The organism is Collinsella aerofaciens, assembly GCF_039062315.1.
GTDB lineage: Bacteria > Actinomycetota > Coriobacteriia > Coriobacteriales > Coriobacteriaceae > Collinsella > Collinsella aerofaciens_BG.
Genome location: NZ_JBCJBG010000005.1, coordinates 40,737 through 59,280, shown reverse-complemented (window position 1 = coordinate 59,280; position 18,544 = coordinate 40,737). Strand labels below are relative to the sequence as shown.

19 protein-coding genes are annotated in these 18,544 nt (G+C 60.8%); 1 reads left to right on the top strand and 18 read right to left on the bottom strand.

Annotation, left to right across the window (positions count from 1 at the left end; all coding sequences use genetic code 11):
• Positions 1-150 precede the first annotated feature (150 nt).
• From ABCP74_RS03910 to ABCP74_RS03890, 5 genes are all read right to left on the bottom strand, one after another.
• Positions 151-1,083 carry a 1-phosphofructokinase family hexose kinase gene (locus ABCP74_RS03910; protein ID WP_022094572.1) on the bottom strand — a complete coding sequence of 311 codons (933 nt, stop codon included), beginning with the start codon at positions 1,081-1,083 and terminating at the stop codon, positions 151-153.
• 188 nt (positions 1,084-1,271) lie between these two features.
• Positions 1,272-2,204: a 1-phosphofructokinase family hexose kinase gene (locus ABCP74_RS03905; protein WP_006233969.1), complete on the bottom strand. Its 933-nt coding sequence runs from the start codon at positions 2,202-2,204 to the stop codon at positions 1,272-1,274.
• A 74-nt stretch (positions 2,205-2,278) separates the two neighbouring features.
• Positions 2,279-3,982 carry a phosphoenolpyruvate--protein phosphotransferase gene (gene ptsP, locus ABCP74_RS03900; RefSeq protein ID WP_035138206.1) on the bottom strand — a complete coding sequence of 568 codons (1,704 nt, stop codon included), beginning with the start codon at positions 3,980-3,982 and terminating at the stop codon, positions 2,279-2,281.
• Positions 3,983-4,115: 133 nt separating this feature from the next.
• Positions 4,116-4,379: an HPr family phosphocarrier protein gene (locus ABCP74_RS03895; RefSeq protein ID WP_022094575.1), complete on the bottom strand. Its 264-nt coding sequence runs from the start codon at positions 4,377-4,379 to the stop codon at positions 4,116-4,118.
• A gap of 443 nt (positions 4,380-4,822) precedes the next feature.
• Positions 4,823-6,766, bottom strand: a complete 1,944-nt coding sequence (locus ABCP74_RS03890; protein WP_343102192.1) for a fructose-specific PTS transporter subunit EIIC — start codon at positions 6,764-6,766, stop codon at positions 4,823-4,825.
• A 330-nt stretch (positions 6,767-7,096) separates the two neighbouring features.
• Between ABCP74_RS03890 and ABCP74_RS03885 the strand changes: the two genes are divergently transcribed.
• A complete protein-coding gene (locus ABCP74_RS03885; RefSeq protein WP_226790721.1) occupies positions 7,097-7,954 on the top strand; it encodes a MurR/RpiR family transcriptional regulator in 858 nt (285 codons plus the stop codon).
• A 59-nt stretch (positions 7,955-8,013) separates the two neighbouring features.
• On the opposite strand, the gene recN is transcribed toward ABCP74_RS03885, so the two are convergent.
• The 13 genes from recN to ruvX all read right to left on the bottom strand — a co-directional run bounded on the left by recN (position 8,014) and on the right by ruvX (position 18,536).
• Positions 8,014-9,642: a DNA repair protein RecN gene (gene recN / locus ABCP74_RS03880; protein ID WP_343000841.1), complete on the bottom strand. Its 1,629-nt coding sequence runs from the start codon at positions 9,640-9,642 to the stop codon at positions 8,014-8,016.
• The gene (locus tag ABCP74_RS03875) at positions 9,632-10,492 is read right to left on the bottom strand and encodes an NAD(+)/NADH kinase (protein WP_271748241.1); all 861 of its coding nucleotides are present in this window, start codon (positions 10,490-10,492) and stop codon (positions 9,632-9,634) included. Before ABCP74_RS03875 ends, recN begins: the two co-directional genes overlap by 11 nt.
• On the bottom strand, positions 10,489-11,292 hold the full coding sequence (locus ABCP74_RS03870; protein ID WP_343000873.1) for a TlyA family RNA methyltransferase: 804 nt from the start codon (positions 11,290-11,292) through the stop codon (positions 10,489-10,491). The genes ABCP74_RS03875 and ABCP74_RS03870 overlap by 4 nt, the downstream gene beginning before the upstream one ends.
• A 35-nt stretch (positions 11,293-11,327) precedes the next feature.
• Positions 11,328-11,567, bottom strand: coding sequence for an exodeoxyribonuclease VII small subunit (locus ABCP74_RS03865; RefSeq protein WP_343000842.1), 240 nt, complete (start codon positions 11,565-11,567; stop codon positions 11,328-11,330).
• Between the two features lie 2 nt (positions 11,568-11,569).
• Positions 11,570-12,157 (bottom strand): transcription antitermination factor NusB, encoded by a 588-nt coding sequence (gene nusB / locus ABCP74_RS03860; protein WP_117757239.1) that lies wholly within the window; start codon positions 12,155-12,157, stop codon positions 11,570-11,572.
• 3 nt (positions 12,158-12,160) lie between these two features.
• On the bottom strand, positions 12,161-12,523 hold the full coding sequence (locus ABCP74_RS03855; protein ID WP_006233982.1) for an Asp23/Gls24 family envelope stress response protein: 363 nt from the start codon (positions 12,521-12,523) through the stop codon (positions 12,161-12,163).
• A gap of 24 nt (positions 12,524-12,547) precedes the next feature.
• A complete protein-coding gene (efp, locus tag ABCP74_RS03850; RefSeq protein WP_117799248.1) occupies positions 12,548-13,111 on the bottom strand; it encodes an elongation factor P in 564 nt (187 codons plus the stop codon).
• 160 nt (positions 13,112-13,271) lie between these two features.
• On the bottom strand, positions 13,272-14,402 hold the full coding sequence (locus ABCP74_RS03845) for a M24 family metallopeptidase (protein WP_343000843.1): 1,131 nt from the start codon (positions 14,400-14,402) through the stop codon (positions 13,272-13,274).
• A 132-nt stretch (positions 14,403-14,534) separates the two neighbouring features.
• Positions 14,535-15,644 carry a hypothetical protein gene (locus ABCP74_RS03840; protein ID WP_343000844.1) on the bottom strand — a complete coding sequence of 370 codons (1,110 nt, stop codon included), beginning with the start codon at positions 15,642-15,644 and terminating at the stop codon, positions 14,535-14,537.
• Complete coding sequence (locus tag ABCP74_RS03835; protein ID WP_035138190.1) at positions 15,641-16,174, bottom strand: shikimate kinase; 534 nt, start codon at positions 16,172-16,174, stop codon at positions 15,641-15,643. The genes ABCP74_RS03840 and ABCP74_RS03835 overlap by 4 nt, the downstream gene beginning before the upstream one ends.
• 8 nt (positions 16,175-16,182) lie before the next feature.
• A complete protein-coding gene (locus ABCP74_RS03830) occupies positions 16,183-16,680 on the bottom strand; it encodes a YqeG family HAD IIIA-type phosphatase (protein WP_117646451.1) in 498 nt (165 codons plus the stop codon).
• Position 16,681: 1 nt separating this feature from the next.
• Complete coding sequence (gene mltG / locus ABCP74_RS03825; protein ID WP_343000845.1) at positions 16,682-18,115, bottom strand: endolytic transglycosylase MltG; 1,434 nt, start codon at positions 18,113-18,115, stop codon at positions 16,682-16,684.
• Complete coding sequence (gene ruvX, locus ABCP74_RS03820; RefSeq protein ID WP_343000846.1) at positions 18,108-18,536, bottom strand: Holliday junction resolvase RuvX; 429 nt, start codon at positions 18,534-18,536, stop codon at positions 18,108-18,110. Before ruvX ends, mltG begins: the two co-directional genes overlap by 8 nt.
• Positions 18,537-18,544: the final 8 nt, after the last annotated feature.

The following is an 18,544-nucleotide window of genomic DNA, read 5'->3' as shown; positions in this document are numbered from 1 at the left end:
GAAGTCTAACAAGAAACGAGAAAGCGCGCACACGCAATCGCGTCGTCGATTCCATAAAACGAGACAGCAGACGTCATATGCGTTCAGTGCACAAAAAACACCCGCCTCGGAGATCCAAAGCGGGTGTTCGGCAGCGATTTTTCGATGCGGCTAGCAGACCTGGCGAACCTCGATGTGCTTCTTATATTCGTCCACCTTGGCAAAATCGCCCAGACCGGGGCACTCGACCACGTTGGCGCCGGTAGCCATCGAAAGGCGCAGGGCGTCCTCGACGCGCTCGGGGGCGTCGTGCCATACGGACAGGAAGGCGGCCAGCGAGGAATCGCCGGCGCACACCGTCGACAGCAGCTTGACGTCGAAGGTGCGGTTGGCAAACCAGATGTGCTCGCCGTTGGAGAAGTACGCACCGGCGCCGCCGAGGGTCAGCAGCACGTTCTTGGCGCCCTTGGCGTGCAGCTCGGCCATCGCGCCCTTGACGGACTCGTCGTCGCCACCGCTCACCTTAATGCCAAAGATGTCGAGCAGCTCGTCGTCATTGGGCTTGATCAGCAGCGGCTCCATGGCAATGAGGTCTGCCAGCTGATGGCTCGAGATGTCGAGGACGAACTCGGCCCCCTTGGCCTTGACGCGGCGCAGGACCTCGGCCAGGAAGCCCTCGGAAGTGTTGGGAGGCAGCGAGCCGCTGATGACCAGGCAGGTCATGTCATCGAGCGAATCGATGAGCTCAAACATCTCCTGCTCGTTGGCCTCGTTGATGGCGGCACCGGCGTTGACCATGTTGTACTCGGTGTCGGGGCCGGCGTTGAGGAACACGTTGACGCGCGTGATGCCGTCGGTCCACACGGGCTTGACGGGCACGCCCAGGGCCTCGGCGCCCTTGACAATGAACTCGCCCGAGAAACCGGCGAAAAAGCCCAGGATCGTGGTGTCGACGCCGTAGTGGTCGAGCGTAAACGAGACGTTGAGGCCCTTGCCGTTGGGCGTGTAGACGGCGTTGCGGGTACGCGTGACGGTGTTGGCAGCAAGACCGTCGCAGGCGATGTTGTAGTCAATGGCGGGATTTGCAGTGAGCGTGTAAATCATGAATGTTCCTTTCACGAAGCAACGTGTTGATGAAAGTATATTCCACGCATCGGTAAAAGGCTAGGACAACTCGGCGAACGGTGTGGAAGCGATGAAGTACGGCGGGACACCTCTCCCCCGTGGCGGAACAAAAAGGCGCCCCAGCCGAAACCGGGGCGCCACATGCGCACGAATATGTCGCGTTTCGATTACTGACGATCGAGCTTGCGGACGGCAACGCGCTTGCTGTACTCGTCGACGTGACCGAAGTCGCCGATGCCGACGGACTCGGCAACGTTGGCGCCGGTGGCCATAGCGAGCTTCATGGCCTCCTCGACGTTGTCGCGATCCCTGTACCACTTGTGCAGGAACGCAGCGAGGGTGCAGTCGCCGGCGCAGACGGAAGAAACCAGCTTGATGTTGAACTCACGCTTGGCGTACCAGATGTCCTCGCCGTTGGAGAAGTAAGCGTCGCCGCGGCTACCACGGGTGAGCAGCACGTTCTGAACGCCGGCGTCGTGAGCCATCTTCATGGCAACGCGAACCTCGTCGTCGGTGTCGACCGGCACGCCGAAGATGGCCTTCATCTCGTGATGGTTCGGCTTGATGAGCAGCGGCTTCTTGTGAGCGAGCTCCTTGAGCTTGTCGGAGGACAGGTCCAGGACGACGTCGGCGCCACGAGCCTGAGCGTGCTCCATGACCTGAGCCAGGAAGTCGGGCGTAGCTTTGGGAGGCACGGAGCCGGAGACGATCAGGCACTCGAGATCGCCCGCGGTGTCCAGGATGTTGTAGAGCTCCTCCTGGTGCTGCGGCGTGATCGGAGCACCCGGGTTCAGGATGCCGTACTCGTGCTGGCCATCGTTGACGTAGGTGTTAATGCGCGTGATACCGTCGGTCCAGACCGGGCGGCAGAGGCAACCCAGGTTCATGACCTCCTCGACGATGAACTTGCCCGTGAAGCCGGCGAAGAAGCCGAGCGCGACGGTGTCGACGCCCATCTTCTTAAAGGCGAAGGACACGTCGAGGCCCTTGCCGTTAGCCGTGTAGCTGGCCGAGCCGGTGCGGACGTTCTCGTCGGGCTCGAGCGGAGAGCTCGAAACCGTCATGTCGACAGCCGGGTTAGCGGTTAGCGTGTAGAACATTTACAGTACCCCCTGTATATGTGAGGGCCGCGTGGCCGGCCCATTCCAACCACGCGGTTACCTCTGATACCAAATTAGCGAGCTGCGGACTCGAGCAGTGCCTTGACCTCGGCGGCGGTGTTGCAGGCGAGTGCCTTCTCGGCGAGCTCGTCGCACTCGGCCTTGGTCCACTGGCTGATGGTCTTGCGGGCGCGCAGGATCGACGGAGCGCTCATCGAGAACTCCTCCAGGCCCCAGCTGATCAGCAGCGGCTCGAGTAGCGGATCGGCAGCGGCCTCGCCGCACATACCGACCATGATGCCGGCCTTCACGCCGCTCTCGATGATGTTCTTGAGCGAGCGGAGCACGGCGGGATAGTAAACCTGGTACAGGTTGGAGATGGTGTCGTTACCACGGTCGGCGCACATGGTGTAGCCGATCAGGTCGTTGGTGCCGATGGAGAAGAAGTCGGCGACCTCGGCCAGACGGTCTGCGAGCAGCGAAGCGGCGGGCGTCTCGACCATGATGCCGACCTCGATGTTCTCGTTGAACTTGCGGCCCTCTTCGGTCAGCTCGGCCTTGCACTGCTCGACGAGCTCCTTGACAGCCAAGACCTCCTCGACGCAGGTGACGAGCGGGATCATGATCTTGACGTCACCGAAGGCGCTAGCGCGCAGCAGAGCGCGGAGCTGGACCTTGTACTGGTCGGGATTGGCCAGGCAGTAACGCACGGCGCGGAAGCCCATGAAGGGGTTGTCTTCCTTGACCATATGCAGATACGGAATCTCCTTGTCGCCACCCACATCGAGCGTGCGGATGATGACCGGAGCACCCTTGAGCGCGCTGGCGACCTTACGGTAGGCGTTGAACTGCTCCTCCTCGGAAGGAAGCTCAGCAGAGTCCATGAACAGGAACTCGGAGCGGAACAGACCGATGGCCTCGGCGTCGTGATCGAGCGCGTTGGGCACGTCATCGGGGTTACCGATGTTGCAGGCGATGATCTTCTTGATGCCATCGGCAGTCACGGACGGCTTGCCACGGAAGGCCTCGAGGGCTGCCTTCTCGGCAGCGAAGGCCTCGGCCTTGGCGGTGTAGGCAGCGAGCGTCTCCTCGTCGGGATCGGCCTCAACGATACCCTTGCCGCCGTCGACGACAACGGTCATACCGTTGCGCAGCGCGGTGCAGCTGTTGGAAACCGAAAGGACAGCCGGGATCTCGAGGGCGCGCGCAATGATCGCGGAGTGCGACGTGCGGCCGCCGGTCTCGGTGACGATACCGGCAACGTGGGCCTTATCGATCGTGGCGGTCATGGACGGCGTGAGGTCGTGCACGACAACGACAGTATTCTCGGGCAGGACGGAGAGGTCGACGACCTCCTTGCCCAGCAGCTCGGCCAGAATACCGGTGCGGATGTCGGCGATGTCGGCCGCGCGCAGACGGAACATCTCGTCGTCCATGGACAGGAACATGTTCTCGAACATGGTCGAGGTGTCCATGAGCGCCTGCTCGGCGCAGGTGCCGCCGTCAATGGCGGCGTTGATGGCGTCGGTCATGCCCGGGTCCTGAGCTAGGACAATGTGTCCGCTCATGATCTCGGCCTCGGCCTCGCCCACCGTCTCCTTCATGTGGTCGGCCTGAGCCTGGGTCTTCTCGCAGAAGACCGAAAGAGCGGACTGATAGCGCTCCTTCTCTGCTGCCGAATCAGCAACCTCGTGCGGCTCAAACGTCAAGTCGGGATCGACGGCGACCATGACGGTGCCGATACCGATGCCCTCGGAAGCGTTGACTCCCTGATACATTCCCATTCCTCTCTCCGTGTCATGTGATAAAGCGTTTTGCCATATCCATGACAAAAGAGCGCAGCTACCTTACAACAGGTCACTGCGCCCCCAAATATGAACTTAGTTGTTCAACATGCGACCCGTTTGAGTTCTACTCGCCAAGACCGCTCTTGATGAGCTCGATGGCAGCAGCCAGAGCCTCGGCCTCGTCAGCGCCGTCGCACTTGACCTCGACCTCGGTGCCGCAGGGGATACCAGCAGCCATGAGGGCCATCGGGGACTTGCCGTTGACCTCCTTCTCGGGGGTAACGACCGTCACGTCACAGGCGTACTTGCCCATGGTGGAGGCGAACAGACCAGCCGGACGCATGTGCAGACCCTGAGGATTAACGAGGGTAGCCTTCTCAGAAACCATAATTGACTCCTTTTTGTGTTTAACCCCTGTCATGCATGTGGCAGGAGTCAGATTCACGACGTTGTTTATATTAACTCACATCAAACGGTTTTTCATTGTGTTTCAGACGAATTATTGGACAGATGTGTTTATCGTCCGCTTGCTCGCCCACAGGGGCCCGTGCGCGGCCTGTGAGATTTCCTGCTCTACAGTCCTGCTCGCACGAAGAGCACATTAAGTGCTCTTCGGCTCGTGCGGAACTCGCGATAAATCTCACAGGCCGCGCACGGGCCCCTGTGGGCGAGCAAGCTGCGGAAACTCGGTCGGTCCAGAGTAATGTCGGCTGAAAGGAATTCTGGCTGATGGGACCAACCGGTGCGTTCTCTGTTTTCGAAAAAGGCAGAGGCCCTGGTGAGGGTCTCCGCCTTTGTTACAGGGGGCGATGTTATTCGCGTGCCGTGGAATTAGACCAGGCGGGCGTTGATCGTCTTGGCGATCTCGGCGGCGTCGGTGGAACCCTTGACGGTGGCACGGAAGTCCTCGTCCATGAGCGCCTCGGCGACCTTGGACAGGATCTTGAGGTGCGTGGTGCCGGCCTGGGCACCGGGGATGAGCAGGGCGATAGCCACGTTGACGGGAGCGCCGTCCATGGTGTCCCAACCGGTCACGCCGGACTCGTCCTTGACGACGATGACGGCAGCCTCGGTAATGGCGTCGGACTTGGCATGCGGGATGGCGAAGCCCTCCATCATGCCCGTGGTGCCCTCTGCCTCGCGGGCCAGGAAGGCGTTCATCACGGCGTCGGCGTCGCTGGCGATACCGGCCTTGACGGCCTGGTTGGAAACGAAGCTCAGAGCCTCGTCACGAGAAGCGAAGTCCTCGGCGACAAAGACATTCTCGACCTTCACGAAGTCGGCAGCCTCGGCCTTGGGGGCCTCGACGGCAGCGGCCTTGGGGGCCTCAACCGGATTGGCTGCAGGAGCGGCCTTCTGGTTCTTCTCGAAGTCGTACTTCTTGAAGGCCACGAACAGGATGCCACCGACCACGGCGCCGATGAGGATCGCGAGGACCCAAAGCGGACCGTTCTCGACAACGGGCAGGACCAGGAAGCCACCGTGAGGCGCCGGATCGTGGACGTTGAACATAATGGTCAGGATCGAAGCGATAGAGGAACCGAGCATCATGATGGGCATGACGGGCCAGATGTTCTTGGTCATGAACGGAATGGCGCCCTCGGTGATGTGGGTGCAACCAAGGATGAGGTTGACGACACCGGCGTCGTGATCCTCCTGGCTGAAGTACTTCTTGCCGACGACGACGGCAAAGGTGGTGATCAGCGGCGGAACGATGCAGGCGGCGGAGACGGCAGCCATGAAGTTGGTGCCGAAGTTGTAGGTATCGGTGCCAACGCCAGCAGCCAGTGCCTCGGTGAGCATAGCGGTACCGGTGACGTAAGCAGCCTTGTTGACCGGGCCGCCCATGTCAAAGGCGCACATGCAGCCGATGGCAAGACCCAGGACAACGGCGCCAGAGGCGGACAGGCCCTTGAGGAAGTCCATCATGGCGGTGTTGATGGCAGCCATGGGGCCGGAGATGCCGAGCATGACCAGACCGACGATGGCGGTCGAGAACAGCGGGTACAGGAAGATAGCCTTGAGGCCGTCCAGGTTCTTGGGCAGACCGGCAAAGACCTTCTCGAGCAGCAGGATGACATAACCGGCGAGGAAGCCGCCGACGATGCCGCCCAGGAAGCCGAAGCCCACGCCGGCGCCACCGGCGTCGATCATGCCGGTCTCGGCGTTAACAGGCAGGCCCTGGATGGCGATCATACCGGCAACAAAGCCGGGGACGAGCGCCGGGCGCTTGCCGATGGATTCGGCGATGTAGGCGGAAAGCACCGGAACCATGAGGTTCATGGCGATGCCGCCGATGATCTTGAGCATCGCAGCAAAGCTGTTGTAGTCAGACGCCGTCGAATCGAAGGACGTAATGCCCCACAGGAACGAGACGGCGGTCAGGACACCACCGGCAACGACGAAGACCAGCATATGGCTGACGCCGTTCATGAGGTGCTTGTAGATGACGTGGCCGATGGACTCCTTCTCCTCGACCTCGTCCTCGATATCGGCAGCAGCCGCAACCGTGTCGTCACCCTTGGCGGCGAGTGCGCGGTCGATCAGCTTGCCGGCGGCCTCAACGGACAGGGCCTTGGAAACACCAACGGAAACCATGGGCTTGCCGGCGAAACGCTCAGCCTGGACATCCTTATCGGCTGCGACGACGACGGCCTTGGCGCCAGCGATCTCGCTCTTGGTGAGCTCGTTCTCGACACCGACCTGGCCATGAGTCTCGACCTTAATGGTCAGACCGCGCTCGGCAGCTGCCTTCTCCAGCGCTTCCTTCGCCATGAAGGTGTGCGATGCCGGTCGGGCAACCGGTGGCGGCGATGATGTCAAACTTAGCCATGTGTCCCTCCTTCTTGAGTACAGCGCCCGCGGGCGCTCCCCTACACGCGCTTCGATGCGCGTTTTTCCACAACTGAAAGATACCAACCTACCGTCCGCGTGAGAAGAGACAAGGTGCAATTCTCCGGTGAAAGGTTCTTTCATAACCGTAAACGGTAGGTGAAAGTTTACCATCAACACTTGAAACGGCAAGGTGTATCTTGTAATTGGAAATGCCCGTATACTATGGCATTGCAAATCAAATTAGATTTTCATGCCAACCAGGAGCCATCCATGACCGATAGTAGCAAGAGCGCACTTTCCCTCATAAGCACCCATCAGGGATACAGCGAGTCCGAGCAGCGCATTGTCGACTATATATTGGAGCACCAGTCCGAGGCGCCGCGCCTCACGGCCGCTCAGCTCTCACGCGCCGCCGCCACGTCCGAGGCGACCGTTTCGCGCTTCTGCCGCAAGCTTGGCTTTGGCAGCTTCCGCAGTTTTCAGTTTTCGTTGGCGAGGGATTTAGAAAGCCAGCGCAACGAGGGCCTGACTGACGAGGTCTCGCTCGACAATATGGAGCAGAGCCTCAAGAACATCCTGGCTGCCAAGGTGAGCGAGCTTAATGCGACCATCGACGGGATCGACCACGATACGCTGGCGGCTGTTGTGCATGCCCTTAAGCATGCAGGGGTTATTGAGTTTGCAGCTGTGGGCAATACGAACGCGGTCGCGCTCGATGCGACGTTTAAGTTTTCGCAGCTGGGCCTGCGCTGCATGGCGAGCACCATTAGCGAGACATCAATCGGCTTTGCGCTCACGTTGCGCCCGGGTGACGTTATCGTGCTCATCTCAAACTCCGGCAAATCGCGCCGACTGAATCGCATGGCAAAAGCGGCTCGCAACTGCGGCGCAACCGTAGTCGTCATCAGCAGCGACAGCAAATCCCCGCTCGCGCGTCTGGCAGACTACACTTTTAATACCGTCAACCACGAAGCGCTGCTGACGACAGGCGACTTTGCGTTCTCTAAGATCAGCGCCACGATGATCATCGAAGTCATCTACAACTTCCTGCTGCCCGAGATTGAAGACGCTCGCGAACATATCAGCTACTACGAGGAGCTCATCCAGCCGGACAAGGTCGTTGAGTAAAACACGTAGTGGGACAAAAATTTCAGTCTATTTTGTCCCACCAACGCCGCTGATACGACCTAGCCTCGAGCTTCTTCGAGCATCTGCTTGGCGTGGGCCAAGCTTGCCTCGGACTGATCGCCGCTCAACATGCGGGCGATCTCGGCGGTACGCGCTTCGCCGGTTACCTCGTCCAAATGCGTCTGGGGAACATCGCCCGGTTCCTTGCTGACGACATAATGCTTGTCAGCCATGACGGCGACCTGCGCCAAGTGGGTTACGACAATCACCTGATGCGTAGCGGCGAGATCTGCCAGCACGCCCGCGAGCGCACGCGCCGTGGAGCCACCGACACCAGCATCGACCTCGTCAAACACGAGCGTATCGACACCGTCCGCGTTACCGAGGACAACCTTGCTTGCCAGCATGACACGGCTGAGCTCGCCGCCCGACGCAATGCGGCGCAGGGGACGCGGCGTCAAGCCGGCACCGCTGCGGTATAGCAGCTCGTAGCTCGAAGGACCAACGGGCGTCCACTCAGCACGGGGAAGATCGCGCGACTCCCAGACGAGCTCGGCACTACCCATCTCCAAGCGCGCCATCTGGCGGCCGACCTCGTGGCAGAAGCGCGGGGCTGCCGTATTGCGAGCGCGCTTAAGTGCCTTGGCAGCGGCAAACAACTCGCGCTCGGCGCTCCCGAGTGCCTCACGCGCCTTTTTGATCTGCTCATCGCCATCATCAACCAGGGACAGCAGTTCTTGCGAGCGATCGCGCATGGCGAAAACATCGTCCATAGTGGGACCCCACTGACGCAACAGGCCCTTGAGGTCAGAATACCGCTCACGCATGCGAGCGAGCTCGCGCGGGTCGAAGGCGACGCCATCGCGATAGGAACGAAGCTCGTTCGCGCAATCCTCAAGGGAGATACAGGCATCCGAAAGCGCATCGGCAATGTCGCCCAGTTTGCGATCGACGGTAGCCATTCGGGAAAGCTCTGCCACAGCACTGTTCACGGCATCGAGCGCTCCCCCTTCAGAGGCAAGCGATGCATGGGCATCGTTAGCGGTGGCAACCAGTACCTCGGCATGTTCGGAGCGCGGCAGCAGTTCCTCGAGTTCCTCATACTCGCCCGGCTTAGGGTCGACCTCGCCGATGCGCTCGAGGGCAAAGCGCGCCTTCTCGACGCGGCTCCCCTGCGCACGCGAGGCCTCTTCGACGCGACGGACCTCCTTAGCGGCCTCGCGCGAGGCTTTAAAGCAAGCACGGTAGTGCTCGAGCGCCTCGAGTGCAGGGCGCCCTGCCCAGGCATCGACCATGGCAACATGATGCGCCGGATCGAGCAGGCGCTGGTGCTCGTGCTGGCCGCAAAGATCCATCATCACGCCAACGCGCTCCGAAAGCTCGCGCACACTGGCGATGCGGCCGTCAATCTTCACGCGGCTGCGGCCCTCGGCAGAAAGGCTGCGCTGGACCGTGAAGCCCTCCGTGTCGTGCGGGCCGTCAAACAGGCGTGCCTCGACACTCGCCAGCGCCTCGCCCTCGCGCACCGTCGACGAATCCGCGCGCTCGCCCAAAATAAGCTTGAGGGCCGAGAGCAGCGCGGTCTTGCCGGCGCCGGTCTCGCCAGTCAGGACAGTCAGGCCGGCACTCGGCACCAGCGTCGCCTCGCGAATGAGTGCAATGTTAGAAACCTGCAGCTCATCGATCATGACGGACTCCATAGAATACGCGGCTCACCGAGTTATAGAAGCTCTCGGGGCCGTAATCGAGCAGCAGCACATCTCCGGGCCCGCGGCGCACCGCCACGCTCTCAACGGTGCCATCGCAGGTAATAAACTGTCCATCGATAGCGATCGCCGGAACGCTCGGGCGATCATCGGACATAAAGATTTCGACGACATCACTCGGCGAAGTCAAGAAGGCACGGGCCTGAATGGTGTGCGGCGCAATGGGTACGCAGACCATGCCCGTATAGTCGGGGCTCACGATGGGGCCACCGGCACTGAGTGCGTAACCCGTAGAACCGGTCGCCGTGGACACGACCACGCCGTCGCCACGCAGTCGATCGATATGGTGGCCCGACACCGTGATGTCGAACTCGACCATATCGGACAGCGGACCGCGGGTAAGCGCCATGTCGTTGAGGGCGAAGGTGCGCACGACATCCTTCGTACCGTCTTCGCGCACGGACACGATATCCGCAGCGATGGTGGCGCGACGGCTCACGTGCAGCTCGCCGGAAAGGGCGTCGCTCACGACCTTAAGAATGTCGCGCTCCTCGGGGCTCGCAGCAGTTAAAAAGCCCAGGTGACCATAGGAAAGACCGAGGATAGGAATCTCGCGATGGTTGAGGATGCGGGCAGCGCGCAGCAGCGTGCCGTCGCCGCCGAGCGTAATGACCAGATCGGAGCCGTCAATATCAGGCGTACTTTGAATCTTCGATCGCTGGTCGGCAGCCCATGCGACCTCATAGCCCTGGCGCGTCAGCCAAAGCTCGAGCATCAGGCCGCTCTCGACCGCCTCTTGCTTATAGTAATTGGGAACCAGAAAGACCTTCATAGCGTTGCAGCTTTCTCGCTCAAAACCGATACCTGGGATTGCAGCTCATCGTCGGCACGTTCACCGGGGGCAAATCTCGTGCCGTACAGGAAAAACTCAACGTTGCCCTTGGCACCATGAATGGGCGACACGCACACATCGACCGGGAACAGCCCCTTGGAGGCAAAGAGTTCAACTGCCGAAACGAGTGTATCGCGGCGCACGGCGGGATCGGTCACAATGCCGCCCTCGCCCACGAGCGCCGCCGGAGCCTCAAACTGCGGCTTTACGAGCGTGCAAAACGAACCCGAAGGCTTCAGGCACGCCAGCACGGCGTAGATGATATTCGCGATACTCGTAAACGACACATCGCACACGGCCAAATCGATAGCACCGCCGTAGCCGAGCTCGGGCAACTGCGTCACATTTGTGCGCTCGTGAAGCGTCACACGATCGTCTTGGCGCAGCGACCAGTCGAACTGGGCACGGCCCACGTCGACCGAGATAACGGTCGCAGCTCCGCGCTTGAGCAGGCAATCGGTGAAGCCGCCCGTGGAGCAGCCCACATCGAGGCAAGCAAGGTCCGTCGGATCAATCCCAAACGCGTCGAGTGCACCCTCAAGCTTAAGGCCGCCGCGCCCAACGTACGGAATGCGCCCCTTCACGTGCAACGGCAGGCCCGGGGTCACCTTAAGGCCCGGCGAAGTCAAGCGCTCGCCGCCACTCGAGACCAAGCCAGCCATAAGAGTGCGAAGGGCATCCGCGCGATCGGCGCAGATGCCCTGTGAAATCAGTTCGTCATCAAGACGCACGCGTTTCATGAATGCCATCAACCATTCGTATCCGGAGATGCGGCCTAGCTATCTTGGGATTCGTTTGCCGCATCCTCATCGTATTCCTGCTCGAGCTTGTCGGCCTCACGCGGCGTCAGCTCAAACTTATCGACCATGTCGACCGCACGGGAGCCCAGCTCAATCGCCTCGTCAAACAGATCGAGCGAACGCTCCAAGGACGTATCCTTAGAGCGAACGGTAGCTATGATCTGGTCTAAGCGGTCCGATACCTCGTCGAAGTTGCGGACGGAACCCTCTGGCATGACTACTCCTCGACGGAGTCGGCCTCGACGGCCTCAGCAGCGTCCGCGTCCTCGGCCAGCACGCCAGCCTCGGCCTGGGCAGCCGCAACCTTTGCGGCAGCCTCGGCAGCCTGTGCCTCCTCGCGAGCGCGATCTTCGGCCAGCAGCTCCTGGTACAGGTCCTCGCCCGGCAGCTCCTCGCTGCGAGCGATCTTACCCAGCACGCCGTTGACGAACGACGCGGACTGGTCGGTGCCATAGGCCTTGGCAAGCTCGACGGCCTCGTTGATAACGATGGCGTCCGAGACCTCCTCGTCGGTGAGGAAACGCATCTCGTAAACGGCGATACGCAGCAGGTTGCGGTCGGCGCCGGGCATGCGCATAAGATCCCAGTTCTTGGCAACGGAACGCAGGGCGCAGTCGATGCGGTCGATATGCTCGTAGGCACCGCGGCACAGCTCCAGCGCATAGGGATCGAGGGGACCCTTCGAGATCAGGAAATCACCCTCGAGGACGCGCTCGAGCGGGCTGTCCGTGGCCTCGGCCTGGAACAGCAGCTGCAGCGCCTGACTGCGGGCAAGCGTACGCCCGCGATAAACCTTAAGGCTCAAAGGTTACTCCTTGGGGAAAACGAGGCCGTCGATGCAAACGTCAACGCGCTCGACCTCAACGCCAACCTGGGCATCAATGGCGGCAACCACTGCGGCGCGAACGGCCTCGGCGAGTTTCTTGAACGGATAGCCAAAGAACACCACGACACGCACGGTGAGTGCGAGCTTGTCGCCGACGACCTCGGCCTCGACCGCCGGCTCGGAAGCCGGGGCCTTGGACGAGAGCATCATGGAGACAAGGTTGGTGGCAAGGTCCTTGACGCCAACGGAGGCGATGCCCTCGACATCGGACACGGCGCGCGAGACGATGGCGGTCAGAACATCGGGCGAAATGCCGATGCCGTCAATCTTGATTTCCTGGGGCATGAGTCCTCCTAGAAGAGTTGGTTGCTAGACGCGGGAGACGAACTTGCCGTCGCGGGTGTCAACTTTGATGACCTCGCCCTCGTTGAGGTACATGGGGACCTGGATGACAGCGCCGGTATCGATCGTGGCCGGCTTGGTGGAACCCTGGACGGTGTCGCCCTTAAAGCCCGGGTCGGTCTGGACGATGGTGGTCTCGATGAACATCGGCGGGGTCACGCCCATGAGCTCATCGTCGGCGAAGAGCAGCTGGCAGACGTCGTTCTCGCGCAGCCACTTGGAGTTCTCGCCCACCATGTCCTCGGGAACGGGAACCTGCTCATAGGACTCGTTGTCCATGAAGATGTAGTCGGTGCCATCGTTGTAGAGGTACTGGAACTCACGGGTGGTGAGCATGACGCTCTCGAACTTGGTGCCGGCGTTGCAGGTGTTCTCGACGACGCGGCCGCTCTTGATGTCGCGGGTCTTGTAGCGCACAAACGCGCCGCCCTTGCCCGGCTTGACATGCTGGAACTCGACAATGGTGTAGACCTTGTCCTTGATGCGGAGACCGAGGCCGTTCTTGAAGTCGGCGGTAGAAATGGTAGGCATAGCGACCTTTCTTGTTACGGGCAGAACGCACAAGCGTCCAAATTACATACGATGGAAATTATACACTTGCAGACGGCGCCTGCAGCGAGCGCATAAAAAGAGAACGCGGGACGTCCGAATCGATCCGAACGCCCCGCCCCAAACTATCTACCGAAGTAGACTAGCAATCGATAACGTGCAGGTCATGCGGGGTCTTAGTGAAGGGCTCGTAGCCGTTCTCGGTGACCACGCCGTAGTCCTCCAGGCGCACGCCGCCCACGCCGGGCAGGTAGACGCCGGGCTCCATGGTGATAACCGAGCCGACCTCGATGGTGTTCTTGCTGCGGTTGAAGTTGGGCAGCTCGTGGATGTCGATACCGACGCCGTGGCCCAAGCCATGGTTATAGTAATCGCCATAGCCGGCATCGCCGATGATCTTCTTGGAGAGCTTAAAGATGTCGTTGCCCTCGACGCCCGGATGGATGGCGGCGACGCATTCCTCGTGCGTGCGGCGCACGAGTGCGTACAGGTCGACTTGCTCCTGCGTGGGCTCGCCCATCACGACGGTGCGTGTCATGTCGGAGCGGTAATCACAGTAGCCCGCGCCGTAATCCATAAGAACGAAATCGCCCTTCTCGATCACGCGGTCGCTCGGCACGGCATGCGGGTTGGCGGTGTTGGGACCGCTCGCCACGATGGAGCCGAAGGCAAGGCTATCGGCGCCGTTGGCGAACATAAAGTTCTCGAGCTCGTTGCGAACCTGCTTCTCGGTCATACCAGGCTTAATAAAGCCGAGCATGTGCTGGAAGGCGGCGTCGGTGATCGACTGCGCATGGCGCATGAGCTCGATCTCCTCAGCGTCCTTAATGGCGCGCATCTTGCGAATGTCGGCATGCATCAGCGGCAGCATGCAGGCGACGGAACGATCCTCCAGACCACGCTGAATACCCTGATAGAAGTTGATCTGCATGTCGTCCTCGACAGCGCAGACGCGGCACTTGTTGGCCGCGATTTTGCCGGCGACCCAACCGGGGATGGTGCCCTCGTCCATGTCGTAGACCCAAGGGCTGCCGGCGGGCGTGTTCTCCTCAAAGCTGTTGAGGTAGCGCGAGTCGGTGTGGAACAGGCACTGGTCGGCCGTAATAAACGCAGCGTGCGGAAACTCGAAGGTGTAGTCGAAGACGCCTTTCACGCCCGTAAGCCAACGAAGGTTGGCCTCGTCGCGTACCACGATGGCGTCGTAGCCACGCTCGGCCATAAGGGCACGGACACGCTCGATACGACCGGCGGGACCGGCAGCAAACTCAGACATGCAGATTCCTTTCTTGTTGTCTCTAAAAAGACGGGACGGGTCTCAACCGAACGACGGAATCGCATGCGATCCGCAACCGATTGGAAACCCGCCCCTCAACATGATACGAAAGACGATGGATGTCAATAAAACTTAGAGAAGTTCTTTGCGAGAAGCCAAGTAGGCGTGAGCATGGCGCTCAAGAACCTCGTCCTCAACGTTCGTTAGGCGAATGGCGCCGAGTGCCGCGGGCAGCGGCAGCATGCTGCGGTTTGAGCGCGCGAACTGCTGCCTGCGGAACTCCTCGATATATGCGGCAGGCTCCAGATCGAAGGCAAGTTCCTCGATACCAAAGTCCTCCAGGCAGTCATCGACCTCAAAGACGTAATCGATATCGAAATCGCAGGCATCATGTGCTAGGCGCGCCTCAAAGCGCATGCCCTCGGATAACAGCTGATAGGCAGGGACCTGCGAAGCGGCATCGCCCAAGCAAGCGCGCAGGGTGCGCTCCCCCGTCTTGCCAAAATCGAGCGCATGGCGAGCGCTCGGGTTCGTGGCCGTCAGCACGTCCTTGCGGGCAGTCTGAGACCATTGGACGGCATTGACGAGTGCGACCTCCTCGCCCGCGAGAATCTCGGGGACGGTCTCAATAAACTGATTCCAGCGGGACTTGCTGCTCGAAAGCATGGTGCCAACAAGTACCACAAAGCCGAGCTTGAGGTCCTCGGGGTCCGTCTCGCGAACAAGGTCGAGGTCACACACGACCAAGCCCGGTTCGGGACGAAACGCGATAGCGGGAAGCGCATTGGCCGACGAGGCGACGAGCGGCTTCATGGTCGTCGCGACCGTGAGCATGGCGTCGAACGTCGTCGGCAGCAGCGCGCACTCGGTGCGACCGCACCACTGGTTGGCGCACCAGCTAACAACCGAGCAGGTTGAGGCATCGCCAACGGCGACAACCAAATCGTCGCAGGTAATGCCGTTAGCCGACAGGGCGCCAAAGACGGTATCGGCATCGGCCAGCGTAGCGCCGGCAGGCGAAACCTCGAAGACGAGCAGCGACACGGCAAAGCCGGCGTCGGCCAGCGCATGCTCGACGACCTCGCCAAAACGCTCGGATGTGGCGTCGTTCCAAACCACCATCGCGCGCTTAGGCTTGCCCACGGCCGAGGCAAACATGCGCGAAAGCTCATCGAACGCACCCAATCCGACACGGACATCGACGCTGCGGTTTTGGAAATTGATCAGTTGACGGCGAATCATAGCAGTCCACGCTCCAAAAGCATCTCGGCACAAAGGTAGGAAACGTCCTCGAAGGACTTGTTGCGAATATCAAGGGTAAGGTCGGCGGCCTGTCGATACAGCGGACGGCGATGCTCAAACAGGCGCGCGGCATGCTCGGGCGAGCGGAAATCGGGGCGCGTGTCGGACCGACGAATCTGGCGAATCGAATCCTCGAAGTCGCCCTCGAGGTACACACACGTACCCATTTCGTGCATCAACTCAATATTCACCGGCGTCTCGACGATACCGCCCCCGCACGAAACCAACAGGCTGCGCTCGCTTTGGAGCGAACGGAGCGCCGAGGTCTCGAGCTCGCGAAAACGATCCTCGCCCTCGGTCTCAAAAATCTCGGTTACCGACTTGCCGCAACGGCGCACGACCAGGCGGTCGGTATCGATAAAACGCCGCTTGAACATAGTGCCGACGTTGCGCGCGAGTGTCGATTTGCCCGCGCCCAAAAAGCCGATAAAGAAGATATGGTCGCAGCCGTGTTTGATGTGCTGAGACATGGCGAAACCTATTCCTCGCAGGGAAGGTCGCGCAGGGCCCGGCGCTCAAAGATACGGAAGATCTGCGTGTACCACAGGTCCTGGGTTGCCTGCGGCTTAACCAGGATAGTATCGACGCCGGCAAAATTGCCGCTCCACACATCAGTGTAGAGCTGATCACCGATCAGCACCGCCTCGTCGGCTGTGGCGCCGAGGCGCTTAAGACCCGCCTTGAGGGCAAACGGCGCCGGCTTCATGGCGTGGCTGATGGCCTCGAGTCCCAGCTCGCGTGCAGAGCTCATGACCTGGTCGCGATGCCAGTTGTTGGACACCATGCACAGCTTAAAGCCTTTGGCGCGGGCGGCATCGAGCCAAGCGGAAACCGCGGCGGGAACCTGCTCGGTGTCGCGCGGCACCAGGGTGTTATCGCGATCGAGCAGAATGGCGCGTTTGCCGTCGGCCCACAGGGTATCAAGGTCGATGCGATCGACCGAGGCAACGTATCGTTTGGGGCTAAAAATCCTCATGCTAATTCCAAGACTGTTGATGCTCTTCGTAGGTTTGCGAGAAGTACTCCTCGTCCTGCGTAATGTAGAAATACAGGTCATCGGAGTCGGTCGGCTCAAGCGTGGCCTTAAGCGCCTCGAGCGACGGAGAGCAGATGGGCGTGGGCGGCAGGCCCTCGTGCTTATAGGTGTTATACGGACTATCGCTCTGCAGGTCGTCGGCGGTAACCTCGCCACCGGTGACATACATCATGGTCGCATCGCTGTTGAGATAGCGCAGACCGTCGAGCTTGCCGGCAAGGCGGTTGTAGAAGACCGAGGCCACGTGCGCACGTTGATCGGCGTTGAGGCCCTCGCGCTCAACGATAGAGGCCAAGTTGACGATGTCGTAGTCGGACATCTCCACACCATAGCGCTCCTTGATCTTGGCTTCGCAGCTCGCAAAGTCAAGCGACTTGTACTCGGTCTTAAACTGATCGAGCATAGCACGAATCACGTCATCGGCCGTCGGCGAATCGCCCAACGAATAAGTCTTGGGGAACAAGAAACCCTCAAGCGAGTCGTTGGCGGCGCCCTTAAGAAAGCTATAGTCGTCCACGTAGTTGGAGGCCTTGGCCTGGTTGAGGAAGTCTTCCTTAGAGATGCCGTCGTAGGCCTGGGCCACACGGTCGGCGACTTGATCGACCGTTAGGCCCTCAGGGATAGTCAGCGCATTGGAGCCCGCGTTGGGACCTTCCATGAGCTGCTGAACAACCTTGGTCGCATCCATGAGCGTGGTAAACGAATAGGTGCCAGGCTTGAGCGACATATCGGCGTTGAGCTTTTTCACCGCCGCATAGTAATCCTTGGGATTTTCGACGATATGGTTCTCGGAGAGAATCGAGGCGATAGTATCGCCCGAAGCACCGTCGGGAATGGTCACCGTAACCTGCTGACCAGCCGTGACCTTGGTATCCCCACCGGCGAAGAAGCCCTTGACGGCCGGCACGACAAAGAAAGCGATCGCAGCAAGCGCAAGCACCGCCACCACAACGCCGATGATCATGGGAACCGGAGCACTCTTCTTTTGAGCACCGCGACGAGCATGCGTGTTGTAGCTCGAGCGGGTCGCCGGAGCAACGCCATGCGAACCGCGAGTGTGATGCGAATGCGATTGAGGGGCCTGAGTTCGCTGGGTAGGTGCCTGCTGCTTAAAGCGGGTACCGCCTGCAGGCTGGGCCGTACGAGCAGTGGGCTGCTGAGCCGCGTGAGAAGCCGAATGCTGAACAGAACGAGCAGAAGGCTGCTGACCCGTCCGTTGAACAGGTTGGGCCGAATGAGAGAAGGACTGCACCGAGCGCGCGGCAGGCTGAGCTGCGCGCTGCGTCGGCTGTGCCGGACGCTGGCCAGGCTGAGCAGGGCGCGACGCCGGCTGCCGTGTACGATTCTGCTGGCGCGGATCGGAAGCGCTAGGCATGCGAAACCTCCTCGTTTTTACGATCGAGCCACGTCTGCAAAAACAGGCTGGCGGCAATCATGTCGATCTTGCCCCTCATCTGCTTTTCGTTGAGGCCCTGCTCGCGCAGGATACGCTTGGCCTCTTGCGAAGACAGACGTTCGTCCTCAAACTCCAGTGGAAGATCGAGCTTGTCGGCAATCTTTTGCGCCACGGCGGCAACGCGCTCGGCCTGGGGGCCGGGCTCACCGGCCATGGTCAAGGGACGTCCGCTAACCAGGATGTCGGGCTCATAGTCCTCGACCAGGTAGCGGAACGTCTTGGCCATACCGGTGACCTCGGCGGCCGGGAGCACCTTGACGGGCATCGCCATCATGCCATCACGGCTCGAGACGGCGATGCCGATCCTGGTCTCCCCTATGTCCAGCGCAAGCGCGACCACAGCGACTA